General features: G+C 73.1%; 17 protein-coding genes. 10 read left to right on the plus strand and 7 right to left on the minus strand.

Annotated features, from left to right (window positions below; all coding sequences use genetic code 11):
- Positions 1-283: 283 nt before the first annotated feature.
- Entirely contained in the window at positions 284-979 is a 696-nt protein-coding gene (locus ABEB07_RS23430) for a DUF2293 domain-containing protein (protein WP_345670141.1), read from the minus strand.
- A gap of 277 nt (positions 980-1,256) precedes the next feature.
- Between ABEB07_RS23430 and ABEB07_RS23435 the strand changes: the two genes are divergently transcribed.
- Positions 1,257-1,892, plus strand: a complete 636-nt coding sequence (locus ABEB07_RS23435) for a nucleoside/nucleotide kinase family protein (protein ID WP_345670142.1) — start codon at positions 1,257-1,259, stop codon at positions 1,890-1,892.
- A gap of 278 nt (positions 1,893-2,170) precedes the next feature.
- Here the strand turns inward: ABEB07_RS23435 and ABEB07_RS23440 are convergent, their stop codons facing one another.
- A complete protein-coding gene (locus ABEB07_RS23440; RefSeq protein ID WP_345670170.1) occupies positions 2,171-3,127 on the minus strand; it encodes a carbohydrate kinase family protein in 957 nt (318 codons plus the stop codon).
- Positions 3,112-4,017, minus strand: coding sequence for a pseudouridine-5'-phosphate glycosidase (locus tag ABEB07_RS23445; RefSeq protein ID WP_345670143.1), 906 nt, complete (start codon positions 4,015-4,017; stop codon positions 3,112-3,114). Before ABEB07_RS23445 ends, ABEB07_RS23440 begins: the two co-directional genes overlap by 16 nt.
- A gap of 98 nt (positions 4,018-4,115) precedes the next feature.
- Here ABEB07_RS23445 and ABEB07_RS23450 point away from each other — a divergent pair, with 98 nt between their 5' ends.
- Positions 4,116-4,559 (plus strand): VOC family protein, encoded by a 444-nt coding sequence (locus ABEB07_RS23450; RefSeq protein ID WP_176148523.1) that lies wholly within the window; start codon positions 4,116-4,118, stop codon positions 4,557-4,559.
- Positions 4,560-4,603: 44 nt separating this feature from the next.
- On the opposite strand, the gene ABEB07_RS23455 is transcribed toward ABEB07_RS23450, so the two are convergent.
- Both ABEB07_RS23455 and ABEB07_RS23460 read right to left on the minus strand, forming a co-directional pair.
- A complete protein-coding gene (locus ABEB07_RS23455; RefSeq protein WP_345670144.1) occupies positions 4,604-5,179 on the minus strand; it encodes a methylated-DNA--[protein]-cysteine S-methyltransferase in 576 nt (191 codons plus the stop codon).
- Positions 5,180-5,247: 68 nt separating this feature from the next.
- Positions 5,248-6,120 carry a glycerophosphodiester phosphodiesterase gene (locus tag ABEB07_RS23460; protein WP_345670146.1) on the minus strand — a complete coding sequence of 291 codons (873 nt, stop codon included), beginning with the start codon at positions 6,118-6,120 and terminating at the stop codon, positions 5,248-5,250.
- A gap of 292 nt (positions 6,121-6,412) precedes the next feature.
- Here ABEB07_RS23460 and ABEB07_RS23465 point away from each other — a divergent pair, with 292 nt between their 5' ends.
- From ABEB07_RS23465 to aroQ, 7 genes are all read left to right on the plus strand, one after another.
- The gene (locus ABEB07_RS23465; RefSeq protein ID WP_345670147.1) at positions 6,413-7,429 is read left to right on the plus strand and encodes an MHYT domain-containing protein; all 1,017 of its coding nucleotides are present in this window, start codon (positions 6,413-6,415) and stop codon (positions 7,427-7,429) included.
- Between the two features lie 49 nt (positions 7,430-7,478).
- On the plus strand, positions 7,479-9,635 hold the full coding sequence (gene uvrB / locus ABEB07_RS23470) for an excinuclease ABC subunit UvrB (RefSeq protein ID WP_164585306.1): 2,157 nt from the start codon (positions 7,479-7,481) through the stop codon (positions 9,633-9,635).
- Positions 9,636-9,789: 154 nt separating this feature from the next.
- Positions 9,790-10,368, plus strand: coding sequence for a TerD family protein (locus tag ABEB07_RS23475; RefSeq protein WP_164585307.1), 579 nt, complete (start codon positions 9,790-9,792; stop codon positions 10,366-10,368).
- A 123-nt stretch (positions 10,369-10,491) separates the two neighbouring features.
- Positions 10,492-12,693 (plus strand): TerD family protein, encoded by a 2,202-nt coding sequence (locus tag ABEB07_RS23480; RefSeq protein ID WP_345670148.1) that lies wholly within the window; start codon positions 10,492-10,494, stop codon positions 12,691-12,693.
- Positions 12,694-12,956: 263 nt separating this feature from the next.
- Complete coding sequence (locus ABEB07_RS23485; protein ID WP_164589367.1) at positions 12,957-13,970, plus strand: TerC family protein; 1,014 nt, start codon at positions 12,957-12,959, stop codon at positions 13,968-13,970.
- Positions 13,971-14,130: 160 nt separating this feature from the next.
- A complete protein-coding gene (locus ABEB07_RS23490; protein WP_176148518.1) occupies positions 14,131-15,231 on the plus strand; it encodes a calcium:cation antiporter in 1,101 nt (366 codons plus the stop codon).
- Between the two features lie 111 nt (positions 15,232-15,342).
- Entirely contained in the window at positions 15,343-15,816 is a 474-nt protein-coding gene (gene aroQ / locus ABEB07_RS23495; protein ID WP_345670149.1) for a type II 3-dehydroquinate dehydratase, read from the plus strand.
- A gap of 240 nt (positions 15,817-16,056) precedes the next feature.
- Here aroQ and ABEB07_RS23500 read toward each other — a convergent pair whose 3' ends face one another.
- Positions 16,057-16,713, minus strand: coding sequence for an MBL fold metallo-hydrolase (locus tag ABEB07_RS23500; protein WP_345670150.1), 657 nt, complete (start codon positions 16,711-16,713; stop codon positions 16,057-16,059).
- 43 nt (positions 16,714-16,756) lie between these two features.
- On the minus strand, positions 16,757-17,443 hold the full coding sequence (locus ABEB07_RS23505) for a maleylpyruvate isomerase family mycothiol-dependent enzyme (RefSeq protein WP_176148516.1): 687 nt from the start codon (positions 17,441-17,443) through the stop codon (positions 16,757-16,759).
- 234 nt (positions 17,444-17,677) lie between these two features.
- Here ABEB07_RS23505 and uvrA point away from each other — a divergent pair, with 234 nt between their 5' ends.
- The gene (gene uvrA, locus ABEB07_RS23510) at positions 17,678-20,689 is read left to right on the plus strand and encodes an excinuclease ABC subunit UvrA (RefSeq protein WP_345670152.1); all 3,012 of its coding nucleotides are present in this window, start codon (positions 17,678-17,680) and stop codon (positions 20,687-20,689) included.
- The last annotated feature ends 90 nt before the right edge of the window (positions 20,690-20,779 follow it).

The following is a 20,779-nucleotide window of genomic DNA, read 5'->3' on the forward strand; positions in this document are numbered from 1 at the left end:
GCGTCTGCGCGTCCTCGGGCGGCGCCCTTCCGGTCACGATACGTCCGCCGGGCCACGAGCGCAGGCCACGCGGCCCGGGCGGCGGACGACCGCGCGCTGCCGGGCCGTCGGGGGGTGCGCGGTGCGGTGAGGTGGCGGGCGACCGCGTGCCGTCGGCCCGTCGGGGGTGCGCGGTGCGGTGAGGTGGCGGGCGACCGCGTGCCGTCGGCCCGTCGGGGGTGCGCGGTGCGGTGAGGTGGCGGGCGACCGCGTGCCGTCGGCTCGCCGGGGGAGCGCGGTGTGGTCAGGCGGCGGCCGGGTCCGGCCCGCGCCACGACCGCAGCACCGAGTCGACGGCCGCCGCCGTCCGCTGCCGGGCCTTGGGCCGGACCACGCCGTCCATCAGCAGCCGGTCGTACGGTGTGTCCAGATGCCGTACGGACGCCCGTACCGCCCAGCCGACCGCGCCCTCGGACAGCGCCCGGCCCGCCGCGCTGCGGCCGACCCGCCCGCTGCCGCGCACCGAGGCGTGCGCGGCGATCTCCCGGGCCCGGTCCGGCGGGCAGCGCGGGAACAGCCGCACGATCTCCACCGCGAACGCCTCGGCGAACCGTATGTCCTGGGCGGCCCGTCGCCGTGCGTCGCGGGCCCGGCGACGGCGTCGCGCCTCGGCGTCCGCCAGGCACCGCGCCTCGGCCCGGACGAGAGCCGGCTCCTCGACCAGAACGCCCTGCCGCTCGTACCGGCCCTTGCGCCGGTTGAACCGCACGACGACGACCGACAGCGCGCTCTCCTCCCGGGACCGCCGGGTCAGCGCCGTGTCGCCGCGCGGCAGGAACACCAGATGCCCTAGATCGACGCAGACCAGACAGCGGGGCACGCCCTCCTCCAACACCAGCAGGGACAGTGGACCCCGGCGGCACCGGGCGCAGCGCTTGCCCCGCAACGGCTGGACGACGACAAGCCCGAGACGGGACGGGGGAGTCGGCAGGCGGGCCATGCGGAGTTCATTCCCCGCACCGCCCCCTTACGCACTCGCTCCCTGACGCGCCGTCCTCTGCCACGTCCGCCTTCCTGCCGTCCTCTGCCACGTCCGCCTTCCTGCTGTGAGGCAGCGCCCCCGCCTCCCGATGCACGCGCCCTCCTGCGCCGCCCGGCCCCCGCCGGCGGCGCGCACGCTTGCCGACCCCGGCCCACGTCCCTGCTCCGGCCCCGGCGGCGCGCACCCCTGCCGACCCCGGCCACGCCCCTGCCCCCGCCGGGCGCATCATGGCCGTGTGCGACTCGAAGCGATCACTTGGGAACGGCTCGGCGACCTGCTGGCCGAGCGGCTGCTCGACCTGGAACCGGGCGATGGCAGCCCCTGGCCGCGCGTCGCCCTCGACGGCGCGTCCGCCGCCCGCCCGGGCGAGCTGGCCGCCCGGGTCGCCGAGGCGCTGCGCCCGCTCGGCCGCCCGTCCCTGGTCGTCGACGCCGAAAGCTTCCTGCGCCCGGCCTCCCTGCGCCTCGAACACGGCCACCGGGACGTCGACTCGTACTACGACGGCTGGCTCGACACCGGCGCGCTGTGGCGCGAGGTGTTCGGCCCGCTCGAACCCGGCGGCGACGGGCGCGTCCTGCCCGACCTGCGGGACCCGGTCACCGACCGCGCCACCCGCAGCGCCTACGTCGGCCTCCCGCCCGGCGGAGTGCTGTTGCTGCACGGCCCCCTGCTGCTGCGGCACTGGTTCCCGTTCGACCTGAGCGTCCATCTCCTGCTCTCCCCGGGCGCCCTGCGCCGCCGCACCCCCGAGGCGGAGCACTGGACGCTGCCCGCCTTCGCACGCTACGAGGCCGAGACCGACCCGGCCGGCACCGCGGACGTACTGGTCCGCGCCGACGACCCGCGCCACCCGGCCTGGCGCGCCGACTGACTCGCCCAGCCGCCGGGTACCGCCCGTGGCACCCCAACCGCCGGGTGCGGCCCGTGGTACCTCTGCCGCCGGGTGCCACCAGTGGCCCCTTCACCCGCCGGATTCCGCCCCTGACGCCCCTGCCGCTGGGTGCCGCCCGGGGCACCTCACCCGCTGGGTGCCGCGCCTCGCGCCTCATCCGCCGGATGCCGTTCCTGGTGCCTCAGCCGCCGGGTGCCGCCCCTGCCGCCGGGCGCCGCCCGTGGCGCCTCACCCGCTGCCCGCCCGCCCGTGGTGTCTCAGCCGTCGGAGGCCTCCTGTCGGGCCTCGGCCGTCGGGTCGTTCCGCGGTGGACGGCCGCCCACCCGGCCCACCGCGAGCGCGCCCGCCCGGCAGCCCTCCGCCGCCGCCTCCTCGGGCCCGGCCCCGCCGAGCAGTGCGGCGAGGAACGCTCCCGTGAAGGCGTCCCCGGCACCCGTGGTGTCCCGGGGCGTCACAGCCGGGGCAGGCACCCGGGCGCGTACGGCGCCGCCCCGGGCCACCAGCGCGCCGTCCGCGCCCTGCTTAGCCACCACCAGCGGTATGCGCCGGCTCAGCTCGGCCGCCGCGAACGCCGGATCGGCCACCCCGGCCAGCAGACACGCCTCGTCCCGGCTCGGCAGCAGCACGTCCACTCCCGCGACCAGCTCCAGGAACCGCCCGGCGCCCAGCACGGCGAGGAAGCCGGCCGAGGCCGGGTCCAGACTCACCGGCACGCCACGCGCGCGTGCCGACGCGACGGCCACCGCCACCAGCGCCCGACCCGACGCGGAGAACAGCAGATAACCCGACAGGTGCAGCCGGGCCACCCCGTCGAGCAGCGCGTCCGACCAGTCCCCGGGCGCCAGCCGCAGCGACGCCCCGCTGTCCGTGAGGAACGTGCGCTCCGCCGCGGCCGCGGCGTCGACCAGGCACACCACCGTCCCGGTCGGCGCCTCGCGATCCACCACGAGCCGGGCCCGCACCCCCGAGGCGACCAGCTCCCGTTCGTGCCAGAGCGCCGACTCCGCGCCCACCCGCCCCAGCAGCCGCACGTCCCGGCACCCCCGGTGGGCCGCCCAGCAGGCCACGTTGGCCCCCGCGCCGCCCGGCACCAGCCGGATCGCGGCGGCGGTGTCGGTACCGGCCGCGAGCGCACCCCGGTGCCGGGCGACCACGTCCGTCACCACGTCCCCCACCACCAGCAACGCCCCGCCCGGCGTCACACGCGCGCCCAGGCCGTCGCGACGCGGGCCGCCAGGCGCACGTTGCCGCGCACCGCCGCCAGGTTGGCACGCAGGGACGCGCCGTCGGTGTGCCGCACCAGATGGTCCAGCAGGAACGGGGTGACCGCCTGCCCGGTGACGCCCTCCGCCGCGCACGCGTCCAGCGCGTCGGCGAGCACGCGCGCGTGCAGCCCGGGGTCCAGCTGCTCCGCCAGGGGCACCGGATTCGCGACGATCAGCGCCGACTCCGGTCCGCGCAGCGCGTTCTGCGCCCGCATGACCTCGGCGACCTCCTCGGGCGTGCGCAGCGTCCAGTCCACCGGATGACCGGAGTCGCTGAGGTAGAAGCCGGGGAAGCGGTCCGTGCCGTACCCGGCCACCGCGACCCCCAGCGTCTCCAGCCGCTGGAGGGTGGCCGGCACGTCCAGGATCGACTTCACTCCCGCGCACACCACCGTGATCCGGGTGCGCGCCAGCAGTCCCAGGTCGGCGGACTCGTCCTGCGTCACCGTCCACTGCCGGTGCACCCCGCCGAGCCCGCCCGTCGCGAACACGCGGACTCCCGCCAGCGCGGCCAGCCGGGCCGTCGCCGACACGGTCGTCGCCCCGCTCGCCCCCGCGGCCACGGCGAGAGGCAGGTCTCGGTGGCCCAGCTTGCGGATCCCGTCCTCGTTCGCGACCCGCTCCAGCTGCCGCTTGTCCAGGCCCACGTGGGGCCGCCCGTCCAGCACGGCGATCGTCGCGGGTACGGCGCCCTCCTCGCGTACCGCGTCCTCCAGCTCCAGCGCCACCTGTAAGTTGCGCGGACGCGGCAGCCCATGGGCGATGATCGTGGATTCCAGGGCCACCACCGGACGGCGCGCGGCGAGCGCCTCCCGCACCTCTTCGGACACCACCAGCACGTGCCCACCTCCCCTCAGTCGGCTCTCCCTCATCCCTGGCGGGCCGCGCACCCGGTCAAACCCTTGCGGCGGGGCGGGAGCGGCACCAGCCTGGACCCATGACCGACAGCCGCACGAACGGCAACACGACACGTCTGGACCACGTCGTCCTGTGGGTGCGCGACCCGGTCGCCGCCGCCCGTTTCCACGAGCGGGCGGTCGGCCTGGAGCCGATCGGCGTCGACGAGTTCCGCGCGGGCGAGAGGTCCTTCCCCTCGGTCCGCGTCAACGAGGAGACGATCCTCGACCTCGCCCCGCTCGACCTGGCCCCGCGCATGGACGTGCTCCCCGGCGCGGCCGACGGCGCCGGGCACCCGGTGCACCACGTCTGCCTGGCACTGCCCGCCGAGGCATTCGACGCGCTGCGCACCCGCCTGCGGGAACACGGCGTCCCCGTCTCCGACTTCTCCTACGACTCCTCCGGCGCCCGCGGCGACGCCCGCCGCAGCTTCTACTTCCGCGACCCGGACGGGAACGTGTTCGAGGCCCGGCACTACGACTAGACCGCTCGGACAGACCGCTCGGACAGACCGCTCGGACAGGCCGCTCAGAACAGCGGTTCGGGCAGGACTCCCTCCAGCGAGAGCAGCGTCCGCTTGGTCTCCAGTCCGCCGCCGAACCCGCCGATGCCGCCGTCGCTCTCGACCACCCGGTGACACGGCACCACCAGCGGCAGCGGGTTGGAGCCCATGGCCACGCCCACCGCCTGGGCGGCCTGGGGCTGACCGACCCGCCGGGCCAGGTCGCCGTACCCGACGACCTGGCCGTACGGCACACCCGACGCCAGTTCGCGCAGCACCTGCCGGTTGAAGCCCGATATCAGCGACCAGTCCAAGGGCAGCTCGAAGTCCCGCCGCTCGCCGGCGAAGTACGCCTCCAGCTGGCCCGTCGCCTGCGCCAGCACCGGGGAGCCGGGCGCCTCGACCGGCTCGGCGCCCAGCCGGGACGCCAGCTGCCCGAGGGCCCGCTCGCGTACCTCGTCCGTGGCGTGGAAGACGACGTTGACCAGGCCGTCGGCCGTCGCGGCCAGCAGCAGCGGGCCGATCCGGGTGTCGGTCACGGCCCACACGACCTGCTGCCCGCCGTCCTCGGCCGACTGCTCGTCCCACTCGTGGCTGTCCATGCGAGAACCGTACGGCCCACCACTGACAATCGGCGGCGACCTGCGGATTCACCCGATCCGAGCCGGTTTCAGGCGGCCTTCAGAGCCGACCGCACCACGTCCGGCCGGTCGGTGATGACGCCGTCCACGCCGTACCCCGCGACGGTCCGGGCGTGGGCCGCGTCGTCCACCGTCCACGTGTACACCTTCAGCCGCCTGCCGTGCGGCCCGGTGAACCGGTGCACGGCGGAGACGTAGGCGGAACCGATGGTGCCGTACGACGGATTGATCATGTCCGTGAAGCCCGCGTACCGGCTCAGCTCCGCCGTGCCGGGGCGGCCGAGGAAGGCGGTGGTGACCGCGGGGGCGAGCCGGTGCACCGTGCGTACGCTGTCGGCGCTGAAGCTCTGCACGATCAGCCGGCCGGTCAGGTGCGGACGGTCCAGCCAGCCGTCGTTGCGCAGCAGCTTCAGGGTCTGCCGCTCGATGCCCGGATACAGCTCGGGATTCTTGATCTCCAGGAGCAGCTTCTCGTGGTTGTGCTCGATCCGGCGCATGTACTGGTCGAGCGTCGGCACCCGGGTGCCCGCGTACGCGGGGGAGAACCAGCTGCCCGCGTCCAGGCGGGCGATCTCGGCGGCCGTGAAGTCCTTCACCTTCCACGGCGACCGGTTCGGGAAGACCCGCTCGACGTCGGTCGTCCGGCGCAGGCTGTCGTCGTGCAGGACGACGAGCCGGCCGTCCTTGGTGCGCTGCACGTCGTTCTCCATCCAGGAGAAGCCCAGCGCGGCCGCCTTGTCGATGGCCGGCAGCGTGTTCTCCGGCGCGTAGGCGCAGGCGCCCCGGTGGGCGACGACCACGGGCCGCCCGGCGGCCCCCGCCGCCCGCACCTCGGAGGGGGGCGACAGCGCCAGCGTCCCCAGGAGAGCGGCCGTCGTGGCGGCAACAGCGCGCGCGTGCATACGTACTCCTCGCCTCATGCGATCACGGACAGCATCAGGGTGGCAGCAGATGGTCACCGAAGCGGTCCGGACGGGGCCGGGCCACCGGAACGGGGGCCGGTGTTCGGGCCGCTCACCGCTGTCGCACATCTGCGACGGGGTCGTGATTCTTTGCCGGATAATCGTTCGACCATTCCGGTGGGGGTCATACTCTCTGCGTCAACCCGGACCGCGGGACGGTCATGGGGGCGGGGGGCGACTTCAGCGCGTACCGGACGTTCCGGGACTCGACAGGGCGGAAGGGCAACCGCGCATGCACGACGGCACGGTCGACGGATTCAGCTACGGGCTGGTCACCCCGCTGGTGGCCTACCTCATGGCCTGCCTGGGCGGCGCCCTCGGCCTGCGCTGCACCACCCGCGCCCTGCTCGTCGCCCACTCCTGGCGGCCGGGCTGGCTCGCCCTCGCCTCGGCGGCGATCGGCTCGGGCATCTGGACCATGCACTTCGTGGCGATGATGGGCTTCGCCGTCCACGGCGCGCCGATCCGCTACGACCGCCCGACGACGTACGCGAGCCTGATCGTCGCCATCGTCATGGTCGGCGTGGGAATCTTCATCGTCGGCTACCGGGGCGCGCGCGGCTCGGCGCTGTTCACCGGAGGCACGATCACCGGACTGGGCGTCGCCTCCATGCACTACCTGGGCATGGCCGGGATGCGGCTCGACGGCGCCTTCGAGTACGACGTCTGGACCGTCTCCGCCTCCGTCGTCATCGCCGTCGTCGCCGCGACCGCGGCCCTGTGGGCGGCCGGCCAGGTCAGGGGATTCCTGTGGAGCGTCGGCGCCAGCTGCGTCATGGGCCTGGCCGTCAGCGGCATGCACTACACGGGCATGGCCGCCCTCAGCGTCCACCTGCACCCCGCCGCCGGCGCCCCGGTCGACGGCGAGTCCCCGGCCACCCTGCTGGCCCCCATGCTGGTCGGCCCGCTCGCCTTCCTGCTGCTGGCGGGCGTCGTCGTGCTGTTCGACCCGCTGATGGTCATGGGCAAGGGCGACTGGTCCCCGGCCGAGCACAAGCCCGGCGTGCCCGCGCGCGAACCGGTCAGCCACGCCACCCACCTGTCCCGGGCCACCCAGGCAGCCCGCCCCGCACCGCCCGCGCACGCCCCGCAGGCCGTCCAGCCGGCGCCGTCCGCCCACCCCGTCCAGCCCGCGCCGCACCTCACGCATCCCGCGCCCGCCGCCCCCGCCACCCGCTCGCCGGGCCGCCCCGACACCACCCGCCGGGCCACCGCGCGGCGCGGCCCGCGCACCGCGCGCACCCCGTGAAATCCCTGATCGGACCGCGTTGTCAGTGGCGGGTCGTACGGTTGATGACATGCGGCCCGTTTCCCAGATCGAACGCACGGTGGCGCCCTTCGAGGTCGTCAGCCCCTACCAGCCCAGCGGCGACCAGCCGAAGGCCATCGCCGACCTCGCCCGGCGCGTCCAGGCAGGCGAGAAGGACGTCGTCCTGCTCGGCGCCACCGGCACCGGCAAGTCCGCCACCACCGCGTGGATGATCGAGAAGCTCCAGCGCCCGACCCTCGTCATGGCGCCGAACAAGACGCTGGCCGCCCAGCTGGCGAACGAGTTCCGCGAGCTGCTCCCCAACAACGCCGTCGAGTACTTCGTCTCGTACTACGACTACTACCAGCCCGAGGCGTACGTCCCGCAGTCGGACACCTACATCGAGAAGGACTCCTCGATCAACGAGGAGGTCGAACGGCTGCGCCACTCCGCGACCAACTCGCTGCTCACCCGCCGTGACGTCGTCGTGGTCGCCTCCGTCTCCTGCATCTACGGCCTGGGCACGCCGCAGGAGTACGTCGACCGCATGGTCCCTCTCCGGGTCGGCGACGAACTCGACCGCGACGAACTGCTGCGCCGCTTCGTCGACATCCAGTACACGCGCAACGACCTGGCCTTCAGCCGGGGCACCTTCCGGGTGCGCGGCGACACCATCGAGATCTTCCCGGTCTACGAGGAGCTGGCCGTCCGCATCGAGATGTTCGGCGACGAGATCGAGGCGCTGTCCACTCTGCACCCGCTCACCGGCGAGATCATCAGCGACGACCAGCAGCTCTACGTCTTCCCGGCCTCCCACTACGTCGCCGGCCCCGAGCGCATGGAGCGCGCGGTCAACGGCATCGAGAAGGAGCTGGGCGAGCGCCTGACCGAGCTGGAGAAGCAGGGCAAGCTGCTGGAGGCCCAGCGGCTGCGCATGCGCACCACCTACGACATCGAGATGCTCCGCCAGATCGGCACCTGCTCCGGCGTGGAGAACTACTCGATGCACTTCGACGACCGCGCCCCCGGCACCCCGCCCAACACCCTGCTCGACTACTTCCCGGAGGACTTCCTGCTCGTCATCGACGAGTCGCACGTCACCGTCCCCCAGATCGGCGCGATGTACGAGGGCGACGCCTCCCGCAAGCGCACCCTCGTGGACCACGGCTTCCGGCTGCCCTCCGCCCTGGACAACCGCCCGCTGAAGTGGGAGGAGTTCCAGGAGCGCATCGACCAGACGGTGTACCTGTCGGCCACCCCCGGCCAGTACGAGCTGTCCCGCTCCGACGGCCAGGTCGAGCAGATCATCCGCCCCACCGGCCTCGTCGACCCCGAGGTCGTCGTCAAGCCCACCGAGGGCCAGATCGACGACCTGGTGCACGAGATCCGCGAGCGCACCGAGAAGGACGAGCGCGTCCTGGTCACCACCCTCACCAAGAAGATGGCCGAGGACCTCACGGACTACTTCCTGGAGCTGGGCATCCAGGTCCGTTACCTGCACAGCGACGTCGACACCCTGCGCCGTATCGAGCTGCTGCGCGAACTGCGCTCCGGCGAGTACGACGTCCTGGTCGGCATCAACCTGCTGCGCGAGGGCCTGGACCTGCCCGAGGTGTCCCTGGTGGCGATCCTCGACGCCGACAAGGAGGGCTTCCTGCGCTCCGGCACCTCGCTCATCCAGACCATCGGCCGCGCGGCGCGCAACGTCTCCGGCCAGGTCCACATGTACGCGGACAAGATCACCCCGGCGATGGCGAAGGCCATCGACGAGACCAACCGCCGCCGGGAGAAGCAGATCGCCTACAACAAGGCGAACGGCATCGACCCGCAGCCGCTGCGCAAGAAGATCAACGACATCGTCGCGCAGATCGCGCGCGAGGAGGTCGACACCGAGCAGCTGCTCGGCACCGGCTACCGCAAGACCAAGGACGGCAAGGGCGCCAAGGCTCCCGTGCCCTCCCTCGGCGACCAGACGCTCAAGGGCGGCAAGGGCGCCAAGGCGGGCAAGTCCGCCAAGGGCAAGGCGGCGGAGACCGTGCCGACCGACCGCCCGGCGGCCCAGCTCGCCGAGCAGATCGAGCAGATGACCGAGCGGATGCGCGCCGCCGCGGCCGAGCTGCAGTTCGAGGTCGCGGCCCGGCTGCGCGACGAGGTCTCGGAGATGAAGAAGGAGCTGCGCCAGATGCGGGAGGCCGGCCTGGCCTGATCCGGGAAGAGGCCGGTACGCCCTGGTACGCGCTGTGTTGCAAGACCGACACAAAGTGCGCACCGGCCGTGGCGCGGCCAGGGCGTCTGCGTAGGGTTCTGGTCAACCGCGCAATCCGCGGCAACAGGGGCGTAGTCCGAGAGGGGAAGCAGCCGTGACCGTCAACTTGACCAAGGGTCAGGCCATCAGTCTGCAGAAGAACGACGGGGGCAGCCTGAGCGCGGTCCGTATGGGTCTCGGCTGGCAGGCGGCCCCGCGCCGGGGCCTGTTCGGCTCGCGCACGCGGGAGATCGACCTGGACGCCTCCGCGGTGCTCTTCGCCGGCAAGGAGCCGGTCGACGTCGTCTTCTTCCGCCACCTGGTGAGCGACGACGGCTCCGTGCGGCACACCGGGGACAACCTGGTCGGCGGCGTCGGCCAGGGCGGCGACGACGAGGCCATCCTCGTCGACCTCCAGCGCGTCCCGGTGCACATCGACCAGATCGTCTTCACCGTGAACTCCTTCACGGGGCAGACCTTCCAGGAGGTGCAGAACGCCTTCTGCCGTCTGGTCGACGAGACCAACGGACAGGAACTCGCCCGCTACACCCTGGCCGGCGGCGGCGACTACACCGCGCAGGTGATGGCGAAGGTGCACCGCGCGGGGACCGGCTGGTCGATGACGGCTCTCGGCGCCCCGGCCAACGGCCGCACCTTCCAGGACCTGATGCCGGCGATCTGGCCGCACCTGTAGGAACCCGCGGAAACCCGTAGGACCCGCACCTCGCAGGAGGCCGCGGCGCCGCACCTCGCGAGGACGCCGCGGCGGGCGGCACGGCACACGACACGGCACGGCACGGCACAGGGGGAGAAGGCCATGACGGCCGAGCTGGTGCGGGGGCAGAACCACCCGCTCTCCGAGGAGCGCCTCGAAGTCCGGATCTCGGCCGGCACGCCGGTCGTGGCCGCCCTGGCGGCCGCCGACGAGAACGGCAGGGTGAGCGGCGCCGACCGGGTGGCCCACCCCGGCGCCCCCGCCCTGCCCGGACTCGAGGTTCCCCGCCGGGCCGCCGCCGAACACCGGCTCGCCGTCGACCTGGCGGCGCTGCCGGAGACCGTGCACCGCGTCGACGTGCTGCTCGCCCTGCCCGCCGGGCCGGGCGGCCCGGCCCGCTTCGGCGCGGTCGCCGCCCCCTTCGTCGCGGTCGCCGGTCCGTCCGGCGCCGCGCTCGCCGACTACACGATCACCGGCCTGGACGCCGAGTCCGCCGTGATCGCCCTGGAGCTCTACCGCAGACAGGACGCCTGGAAGGTGCGCGCGGTCGGCCAGGGCTACGCCGGCGGCCTCGCCGAACTCCTCACCGACCAGGGCCTCCCGGAGGCGCACCGCCTGGCGCGCACCGTCGAGGAGGCGGTGGCCCAGGGCCCGGCCCGCTCGGTGCCCGCCCCGCCGCCGCCCCCGGCGGACTCCGACCGCCCGCCCCGGCCCACCGCGACGGCCCCGCAGAGCGCCACCCGGACGACCGCGCCCACGGGCTCGCCGACGGCACCCCCCGACCGGCCCGCCCCGGCGGCCACGCCACCCCAGGCCGGCCCGTCCGTCACGCCGCCCTCGGACACGCCACTCGGGTCCGTACCGGCCCAGCCGTCGCCACCGCACGACAGCCAGGGCGCCGGCGTCCCGGCGCACCCGGCGCCGGCCCCGCGGCCGCCCCACCAGGACGGCGCGGCCCCGCAGCCCTCCCACCCGGCCGACACAACCCCGCAGACCCCTGTCCCGGGCGGCTCCCCGGGGCCGGGCCCGGACATCGCCGAGGCCGCCCGCCCGGCGGCGACCGCCTCCGCCGCCCCGGGCGGACCGATCGACTACCAGCACCCACGGCGGCGGACCACCGCCCCGCCCGCGCCCCCGCAGGCCGCACCCTCGGCCGAGCCCGGCCGGCCCGCGCGGCCGGTCGCCGGGGACGCGACGGGCTGGACCATGGACGAACGGCTCTACAACCAGGTCTGGGGCATGTTCGAGGACCTGGCCCGGACCGTGGCCGCCTACCGCAGCGCCGTCGACTTCGCCGACTCGCGCAGGGAGAAGGAGCTGGACGAGGCCCTGTCCGACCCGCGCAGCCGGATCGGGGGCCAGGGCGACGCGGCACGGGAGACGGCACGCGCCCGGCACACCGAGCTGGTCGACCGGGCCAGGGAGGCCCTCGACCGCGACCTGGCCCAGCTGACCGCCGAGTCGGAGGTGGTGGAGCCCGCCCTGCCGCCGGCCTACGCCGGCTGGGACAACCCCGTCTGGCACGGCTACCGGGCGCCGATGGAGATACCGATGGCCGCCCGCCTCGGCGACCTCCACCTGTCGGAGGCGCCCGACCTGCGCATCCCCATGCTGATCCGGCTGCCGCTGGAACGCGGCCTGTGGATCGACGGCGGCGGCTCGGGCGGGTTCGACGGGGCGTCCGCCGACGGCGCCGATCCGCGCCGCCTGGCGATGGAGACGGCCGTGTCCCTGGCCGCGCGGCTGCTCGCCGTGTACCCGGCGGGCGAGTTCGGCGTGCACGTCATCGATCCGGCCGGCTCCGCCGCGCGGGCCCTGGCGCCACTGGTGGAAGCGGGTGTGCTCGCGGGCGCGCCCGCGAGCGGCGCCGCCGGTGTCGCGGACGTCCTGAGCCGGCTGACCACGCGGGTGGACCTGGTGCAGATGGCGGTGCGCGGCGGCGCCTCGGACGCGCTGCCGCCGGGCTACGACACCTCCGAGCAGCTGCTGATCGTCAACGACTTCCCGCACGGCTTCGACGACCGCGCGGTGACCCGGCTGCGCTATCTGGCGGACGAGGGCCCGTCCGTCGGCGTCCATCTGATGATGGTCGCCGCCCGGGAGGACGCGGCCGGCTACGGCCCGCTGCTGGACCCACTGTGGCGGTCGCTGCTGCGGCTGACGCCGGTCCCCGACGACCACCTCGCCGACCCCTGGGTCGGGCACGCGTGGACGTACGAGCCGCCTCGTGTCCCCGGGGGCAGCCAGGTGCTGCGGCAGGTCCTCGCGGAGGTCGCCGCCGCCCGCCGGGCCCTGGGTCGCTGACTGCGGGCAGTCGTACGCCAAGGGTAAGTAAAGTGACCCTGAGCTGCACTTTTGATCTTTCCTTTGCCTTCCTCTTTACCATTCCTTGGTGATTGGGGTACTGTCTTCCGTACGGAGGGGAGTACTCCCATCGCCTGCGGCGCACCCGTCAGCACGGATCCGAGCGGATCCCGGGGCGCCGGCCCGGACTCCGGGCGGAAGAGACCTCCGGCAGCGACGCCGCTGACACATCTGCCATGACGTACGCACCTGCCGGAGGCGCAATGGATGTCTCGACGACCCTGTGGGTCCTGACCATCGTCGGCCTGGCCGCCCTGATCGCGGTCGACTTCTTCATCGGCCGCAAGCCCCACGACGTGTCCCTCAAGGAAGCCGGGATCTGGACCGTCGTCTGGATCACCCTGGCCGGCCTCTTCGGGCTCGGCCTGCTCCTCTTCGCCGGAGGCCGGCCGGCCGGCGAGTTCTTCGCCGGCTTCATCACCGAGAAGTCGCTGAGCGTCGACAACCTCTTCGTCTTCGTCCTGATCATGGCGAAGTTCGCCGTGCCCTCGCACTACCAGCAGCGCGTGCTGCTGGTCGGCGTCCTCATAGCCCTGGTGCTGCGCGCCGCGTTCATCGCGGCGGGAGCCGCCGTCCTCGCGAACTTCTCGTGGGTGTTCTACCTCTTCGGCGCCTTCCTGATCTGGACCGCCTGGAAGCTGATCCAGGAGGCCCGGGCCGGCGGGTCCGACCCGGAGGACGAGGAGTTCGAGGAGAACAAGCTGCTCAGGGCCGCCGAGCGCCGCTTCGGCGTGGCCGACCGGTACCACGGCACCAAGCTGTGGATCCGGGAGAACGGCAAGCGCGTGATGACCCCGATGCTGGTCGTCATGCTCGCGATCGGCACCACCGACGTGCTGTTCGCCCTCGACTCCATCCCGGCGATCTTCGGCCTGACCCAGGACCCGTACATCGTCTTCACCGCCAACGCCTTCGCCCTGATGGGTCTGCGGCAGCTGTACTTCCTCATCGGCGGCCTGCTGAAGAAGCTGGTCCACCTGTCGTACGGCCTGTCGGTGATCCTCGGCTTCATCGGCGTCAAGCTGGTGCTGCACGCGCTGCACGAGTCCGGCGTCCATGTCCCGGAGATCAGCACCGCCGTCTCCCTCGGCGTGATCTGCGTGGTCCTGGCCGTCACCACGGCCACCAGCCTGCTGGCCACCAGGAAGAAGTCCGCAGCCGAGGAGGTGGCGGAAGACCGGGGCGACAGCGCCGCGAAGGAGAGCGTCGATGTCTGAGCGCCGGGACGGCAACGCCCGCCCGGCCCCCGCCGGTCACGGGCCCCCGCCCCGCACCGCGGCGGAAGGCCACCGGTCCCCGCGCCACGACGGCGCGGGGGCCCCGCCCGAGGGCGGCGACCGGAATGCGAAGCCACCGGCCCTCTGCGACGATCGCAATATGATCACGCGGCTCAGGGCGCTCATGAGGGCGTGGACGACCGCCGTGCCGGTGCTCGCGGTCGTCCTGCTGGCACTGACGTGGGGACGCGGCCTGCCCGTCGCGGTCGTCGTCCTGGTGACCCTGGTGCTCGCCGGATCGGTGCTGGCGGCCGTGCACCACGCCGAGATGGTCGCCCACCGGGTCGGCGAACCCTTCGGCTCCCTGGTCCTCGCCGTCGCCGTCACCGTCATCGAGGTCGCCCTGATCGTGACCCTGATGGCCGACGGCGGCGACAAGAGCGCCACCCTGGCCCGGGACACGGTCTTCGCGGCGGTGATGATCACCTGCAACGGCGTGATCGGAGTCTGCCTCCTGGTCGCCTCGATGCGGCACGGCACGGCCGTCTTCAACGCCGAGGGCACCATCGCCGCCCTCGGCACCGTGGCGACCCTGGCCACCCTCAGCCTGGTCCTGCCGACGTTCACCACCAGCAAGCCGGGCCCGGAGTTCTCCGGCGTCCAGCTCACCTTCGCGGCCCTGTCCTCACTGATCCTCTACGGCCTGTTCGTGGCCACCCTGACCGTGCGGCACCGCGACTACTTCCTGCCGATCACCCGGCAGGGCGACGTGATCACCTCCGACCACCACGCGGAGCGCCCCTCGGCGCGCACGGCCTGGACCAGCCTGGCCCTGCTCGGGCTCGCCCTGGTCGGCGTCGTCGGACTGGCCAAGAGCGTCTCGCCGACCATCGAGTCCGGAGTGGCCGCGGCCGGGCTGCACCACGCCGTGGTCGGTGTGATCATCGCCTTGCTGGTGCTGCTGCCCGAGACCATCGCCGCGCTGCGCTCCGCCCGGCGCGACCGGATGCAGACCAGCCTCAACCTCGCCCTCGGCTCCGCCATGGCCAGCATCGGCCTGACCATCCCGGCCGTCGCCCTGGCCTCCGTATGGCTCCCCGGGCCCCTGGTGCTCGGCCTCGGCTCCACCCACATGCTGCTGCTCCTGCTCACGGTGGTGGTCGGCTCGCTGACCGTGGTGCCGGGCCGGGCCACCCCCCTCCAGGGCGGCGTCCACCTGGTCATCTTCGCGGCCTACCTGGAACTGGCCATCAATCCCTAGGGCTTCCCGCGCCCGCGGCGGGGCCGGCGGGCCGTGATAGACCGGGGGCGAGCGGCGGCCCCGGCGGGCCGTCGTACGCCCGAACGGACCCCGAACGGACATGGAGGAACCGTGCCCCGCACCCTGGCCAGCGCCCCGATCATGATTCTCAACGGCCCCAACCTGAACCTGCTCGGTCAGCGGCAGCCGGAGATCTACGGTCCCGACACCCTCGCGGACATCGAGGCCCTGTGCGCCAGGACGGCGGCCGCGCACGGCGGCACCGTGGACTTCCGGCAGTCCAACCACGAGGGCGAGCTGATCGACTGGATCCACGAGGCGCGGCTGCACCACTGCGGCGTCGTCATCAACCCCGCCGCCTACTCGCACACCTCCGTGGCGATCCTGGACGCGCTCAACGCCTGCGACGGCCTGCCCGTCGTCGAGGTCCACATCTCCAACGTCCACCGGCGCGAGACCTTCCGCCACCACTCCTACGTGTCGCTGCGCGCCGACGGAGTCATCGCCGGCTGCGGGGTGCAGGGATACGCCTTCGCGGTGGAGCGGGTGGCGACGCTGGCCGAAGCGGCGCGGGCGGACGCGTAGAAAGACCGGCCGGGCCGGGGCCGCCGGTCGAGGACGGGGAATGAGACCGACGGCCGGGCCCGTGCCGCGCAGGGCCGTCGACCTGCGCGGACTGCCCTCAGTCCACCGCGCGGACGAGCGGATGGGGAGCGCCTGCGGGCGACCGGCGCGTGCGTGGCCTTCACACGGGGTGTGCGCGCCCCCGCCTCCCGCGCCCCCGCTGCACGCCCCCAGGATGTCCCGCGCCCGCTCGCGCGCGGCTCACCACCCGCGTGCGCGCCACTCCGGCAGGTGCGGGCGCTCCGCGCCCAGCGTGGTGTCGTCGCCGTGGCCGGGATAGACCCAGGTCTCGTCCGGCAGGGCGTCGAAGATCTTCGTCTCCACGTCGTGGAGCAGGCCGGCGAACGCCTTCGGGTCCTTGTGGGTGTTGCCGACGCCGCCGGGGAAGAGGCAGTCGCCCGTGAACACGTGCGGGTGCCCGTGCGGGTCGTCGTAGACGAGCGCGATCGAGCCGGGGGTGTGGCCGACGAGATGGCGGGCGGTGAGTTCCACCTGCCCGACCCGGATCGTGTCCCCGTCGTCGACCGGGACGTCGGTCGGCACGGGGATGCCCTCGACGTCGTCGCGGCCCGCGTACGTGTGCGCGCCGGTGGCCGCCACCACCTCGGCCAGCGCCTGCCAGTGGTCGCCGTGCCGGTGGGTGGTGACGACCGAGGCGATGCCGTCGTCGCCGATCGTGCCGAGCAGGGTGTGCGCCTCGTTGGCCGCGTCGATCAGCAATTGCTCGTCCGTGGCCCGGCAGCGCAGCAGATAGGCGTTGTTGTCCATCGGACCGACCGCGATCTTGGTGATCATCAGGTCCTTCAGCTCATGCACGTCCGCCGGGCCGCCGACCCGCACCTCTCCGCTGTACGTCATGGCGGTCAGCCTATAGCGGTCAACGGCCCCCGGCAGGCCCGGACTACAGCGGCGGCAGCGCGGGAAGGGCGCCCCGCTCCACCGTGAGCGCGGAGCCGTCCCGGCGTCCGGCGAGCCAGCCGAGCAGGTCGGCGGCGCCGCCGGTGACGGTGACCTCCGGCTCGGCGGCCGCGCGGCCCGTGCGCCACGTGCGCGTGCCGTCCGTCAGCAGGGTCGGCGCCACGTCGGCGTGGCCGGCGAACCGCTCGGCGAGGAAGTCGGTCTCCCGCCGCGTGAACTCCGCCGGGAGATCCTCCAGCTCGTAGCCGATCCCGAGGTCCACGTGGTGCAGCCCGACCTCCGCCCAGCGCCGGAAGGGAATCCGGGCCGCGGAGTCGGTGACCCCGCCTCGCAGCTCCACGGTGCGCGACCAGTCGGCCGGCGCGGCTCCCGCGGCCCGGAACCGGTCCGCGCTCGCCCGCAGATCGGCGAGCTGGGCGTCCAGGGGGCGCGGCGCGTCGCGCTCGATGTCGGCGTCCCGGTCCGCGGCGGAGGCGTACATGGGCCGGCCCTGGAGGACGTTCACGAGCGCGTCCGCGTTGCGGGCCAGGTGGGCGAGGACATGGCCGCGGGTCCAGCCGGGCAGACGTGACTGGTCGGTCACAGCCGCGTTGTCCAGTTCACCGACTGCGGTCAGCAGTCGTTCGGTGGCGAGGTGTACAGACTCCAGGTCGCGCGCGTGATCCATCATGGCGCCGACCCTAGCCGTGCCACTCCTTCGGGTGAAGCCGACCAACCACGGCCGTAAATCGAATGCACGTGCTATATGGTCGAGTGCGGCGTCGGGCATGCTGGAGAGCCGGGGATTGTTGAGTACTCGGGCGCATCCGGGAAATCCACCCGGCGTTGTCAGTGGCTCCCCCTAGTCTGAAGAAGCACGGGGGCCCCGCCCCTGTCACTTCTCTCAAGAAAGGTGCGGACCGGCGTGGCCGACCGTCTCATCGTCCGTGGCGCGCGCGAGCACAACCTGAAGAACGTCTCGCTCGACCTGCCTCGTGACTCGCTCATCGTCTTCACGGGCCTGTCCGGGTCGGGCAAGTCCTCCCTGGCCTTCGACACGATCTTCGCCGAGGGCCAGCGGCGCTACGTGGAGTCGCTCTCCTCCTACGCCCGGCAGTTCCTCGGGCAGATGGACAAGCCGGACGTCGACTTCATCGAGGGCCTCTCCCCGGCGGTCTCCATCGACCAGAAGTCGACCTCGCGCAACCCGCGCTCCACGGTCGGCACCATCACCGAGGTCTACGACTACCTGCGGCTGCTGTTCGCCCGCATCGGCAAGCCCCATTGCCCCGAGTGCGGCCGGCCGATCTCCCGCCAGTCGCCGCAGGCCATCGTCGACCGGGTCCTGGAGCTGCCCGAGGGCAGCCGCTTCCAGGTGCTCTCGCCGCTGGTGCGCGAGCGCAAGGGCGAGTTCGTCGACCTGTTCGCCGATCTCCAGACCAAGGGCTACTCCCGCGCGCGGGTGGACGGCGAGACCGTCCAGCTGTCCAGCCCGCCCACGCTGAAGAAGCAGGAGAAGCACACCATCGAGGTGGTCATCGACCGCCTCACCGTGAAGGACTCGGCCAAGCGCCGCCTCACCGACTCCGTCGAGACCGCCCTCGGCCTGTCCGGCGGCATGGTCGTGCTCGACTTCGTCGACCTCCCCGAGGACGACCCCGAGCGCGAGCGCATGTTCTCCGAGCACCTGTACTGCCCGTACGACGACCTGTCCTTCGAGGAGCTGGAGCCCCGCTCCTTCTCCTTCAACTCGCCCTTCGGCGCCTGCCCCGAGTGCACCGGCATCGGCACCCGCATGGAGGTCGACCCGGAGCTGATCGTTCCCGACGAGGACAAGTCCCTCGACGAGGGCGCCATCCACCCCTGGTCGCACGGGCACACCAAGGACTACTTCAGCCGGCTGATCGGCGCCCTCGCCGATGCGCTCGGCTTCCGGACCGACATCCCCTTCGCGGGCCTGCCCCAGCGCGCCAAGAAGGCCCTGCTGTACGGCCACAAGACCCAGATCGAGGTCCGCTACCGCAACCGGTACGGGCGCGAGCGGGTGTACACCACGCCGTTCGAGGGCGCGGTGCCCTTCGTCAAGCGCCGGCACAGCGAGGCCGAGAGCGACGCCAGCCGCGAGCGCTTCGAGGGCTACATGCGCGAGGTGCCCTGCCCCACCTGCGAGGGCACCCGCCTCAAGCCCGTCGTCCTCGCGGTCACCCTCATGGGCAAGTCCATCGCCGAGATCTCCGCCATGTCGATCAGCGACTGCGCGGACTTCCTGGGCGAACTGAAGCTGACCGCCCGCGACAAGAAGATCGCCGAGCGGGTGCTCAAGGAGGTCAACGAGCGGCTGCGCTTCCTGGTCGACGTCGGCCTGGACTACCTGTCGCTGAACCGCGCGGCCGGCACCCTCTCCGGCGGCGAGGCCCAGCGCATCCGCCTGGCCACCCAGATCGGCTCCGGCCTCGTCGGCGTCCTGTACGTGCTGGACGAGCCGTCCATCGGCCTGCACCAGCGCGACAACCACCGGCTGATCGAGACGCTGGTGCGGCTGCGCGACATGGGCAACACGCTCATCGTCGTCGAGCACGACGAGGACACCATCAAGGTCGCCGACTGGATCGTCGACATCGGCCCCGGCGCGGGCGAGCACGGCGGCAAGGTCGTGCACAGCGGCTCCCTGAAGGAACTGCTCGCCAACGCCGAGTCGCAGACCGGTCTGTACCTCGCGGGCAAGAAGTCCATCCCGCTGCCGGACGTGCGGCGCCCGCTCGACCCGTCCCGGCGGATCACGGTGCGCGGCGCCCGGGAGAACAACCTCCAGGACATCGACATCTCCTTCCCGCTGGGCGTCTTCACGGCCGTCACCGGCGTGTCCGGCTCCGGGAAGTCGACCCTGGTCAACGACATCCTGTACACGCACCTGGCCCGCGAGCTGAACGGCGCCCGCAACGTGCCCGGGCGGCACACGCGCGTGGACGGCGACGACCTCGTGGACAAGGTCGTGCACGTCGACCAGTCGCCCATCGGCCGCACCCCGCGGTCCAACCCGGCGACGTACACCGGCGTCTTCGACCACGTCCGCAAGCTGTTCGCCGAGACCACCGAGGCGAAGGTCCGCGGCTACCTGCCCGGCCGCTTCTCCTTCAACGTCAAGGGCGGCCGGTGCGAGAACTGCGCCGGCGACGGCACCATCAAGATCGAGATGAACTTCCTCCCGGACGTCTACGTCCCGTGCGAGGTCTGCCACGGCGCCCGGTACAACCGGGAGACCCTGGAGGTCCACTACAAGGGCAAGTCCATCGCCGACGTGCTGAACATGCCGATCGAGGAGGCCACCGACTTCTTCGAGGCGGTTCCGGCGATCGCCCGGCACCTGAACACCCTCAAGGACGTGGGCCTGGGCTACGTCCGGCTCGGCCAGTCCGCGACCACGCTCTCCGGCGGCGAGGCGCAGCGCGTCAAGCTCGCCAGCGAGCTCCAGCGCCGCTCCACCGGACGCACGGTCTACGTGCTGGACGAGCCGACCACCGGTCTGCACTTCGAGGACATCAGCAAGCTGCTGAAGGTCCTGTCCGGCCTGGTCGACAAGGGCAACACGGTCATCGTCATCGAGCACAACCTCGATGTGATCAAGACCGCCGACTGGGTCGTGGACATGGGCCCGGAGGGCGGCGCGGGCGGCGGTCTGGTCGTCGCCGAAGGCACGCCCGAGCAGGTCGCCGCGGTCCCGTCCAGCCACACCGGCAAGTTCCTCCGGGACATCCTCGGTGACCGCATCAGCGACGCCGAGCCGGTCAAGGCGGTGAAGGCGCCGCGCAAGGCCGCCGCGAAGAAGGCAGTGGCGGCGGCCACCACCCGCAAGACCGCCACGGCCCGCACGGCCGAGGGCACGGCGAGCAAGAAGGCGACGCCCGCGAAGAAGGCGACGCGGGCCCGCAAGGCCTGAGCCCGCGAGGTTCATGACCTCGCCGGGCGGAACACGCGAACGGCGCCCCGGGGGGGACTCCCGCGGGGCGCCGTTCGCGCGTCGGGCGGC

Source organism: Streptomyces similanensis (assembly GCF_039543625.1).
GTDB lineage: Bacteria > Actinomycetota > Actinomycetes > Streptomycetales > Streptomycetaceae > Streptomyces > Streptomyces similanensis.

Coding starts and splice junctions, on each gene's coding strand:
- ABEB07_RS23430 (WP_345670141.1), bottom strand. CDS start 979: ATGGCCCGCCTGCCGACTCCCCCGTCCCGTCTCGGGCTTGTCGTCGTC.
- ABEB07_RS23450 (WP_176148523.1), top strand. CDS start 4,116: ATGACCGACAGCCGCACGAACGGCAACACGACACGTCTGGACCACGTC.
- ABEB07_RS23455 (WP_345670144.1), bottom strand. CDS start 5,179: ATGGACAGCCACGAGTGGGACGAGCAGTCGGCCGAGGACGGCGGGCAG.
- ABEB07_RS23460 (WP_345670146.1), bottom strand. CDS start 6,120: ATGCACGCGCGCGCTGTTGCCGCCACGACGGCCGCTCTCCTGGGGACG.
- ABEB07_RS23465 (WP_345670147.1), top strand. CDS start 6,413: ATGCACGACGGCACGGTCGACGGATTCAGCTACGGGCTGGTCACCCCG.
- uvrB (WP_164585306.1), top strand. CDS start 7,479: ATGCGGCCCGTTTCCCAGATCGAACGCACGGTGGCGCCCTTCGAGGTC.
- ABEB07_RS23480 (WP_345670148.1), top strand. CDS start 10,492: ATGACGGCCGAGCTGGTGCGGGGGCAGAACCACCCGCTCTCCGAGGAG.
- ABEB07_RS23485 (WP_164589367.1), top strand. CDS start 12,957: ATGGATGTCTCGACGACCCTGTGGGTCCTGACCATCGTCGGCCTGGCC.
- ABEB07_RS23490 (WP_176148518.1), top strand. CDS start 14,131: ATGATCACGCGGCTCAGGGCGCTCATGAGGGCGTGGACGACCGCCGTG.
- ABEB07_RS23500 (WP_345670150.1), bottom strand. CDS start 16,713: ATGACGTACAGCGGAGAGGTGCGGGTCGGCGGCCCGGCGGACGTGCAT.
- ABEB07_RS23505 (WP_176148516.1), bottom strand. CDS start 17,443: ATGATGGATCACGCGCGCGACCTGGAGTCTGTACACCTCGCCACCGAA.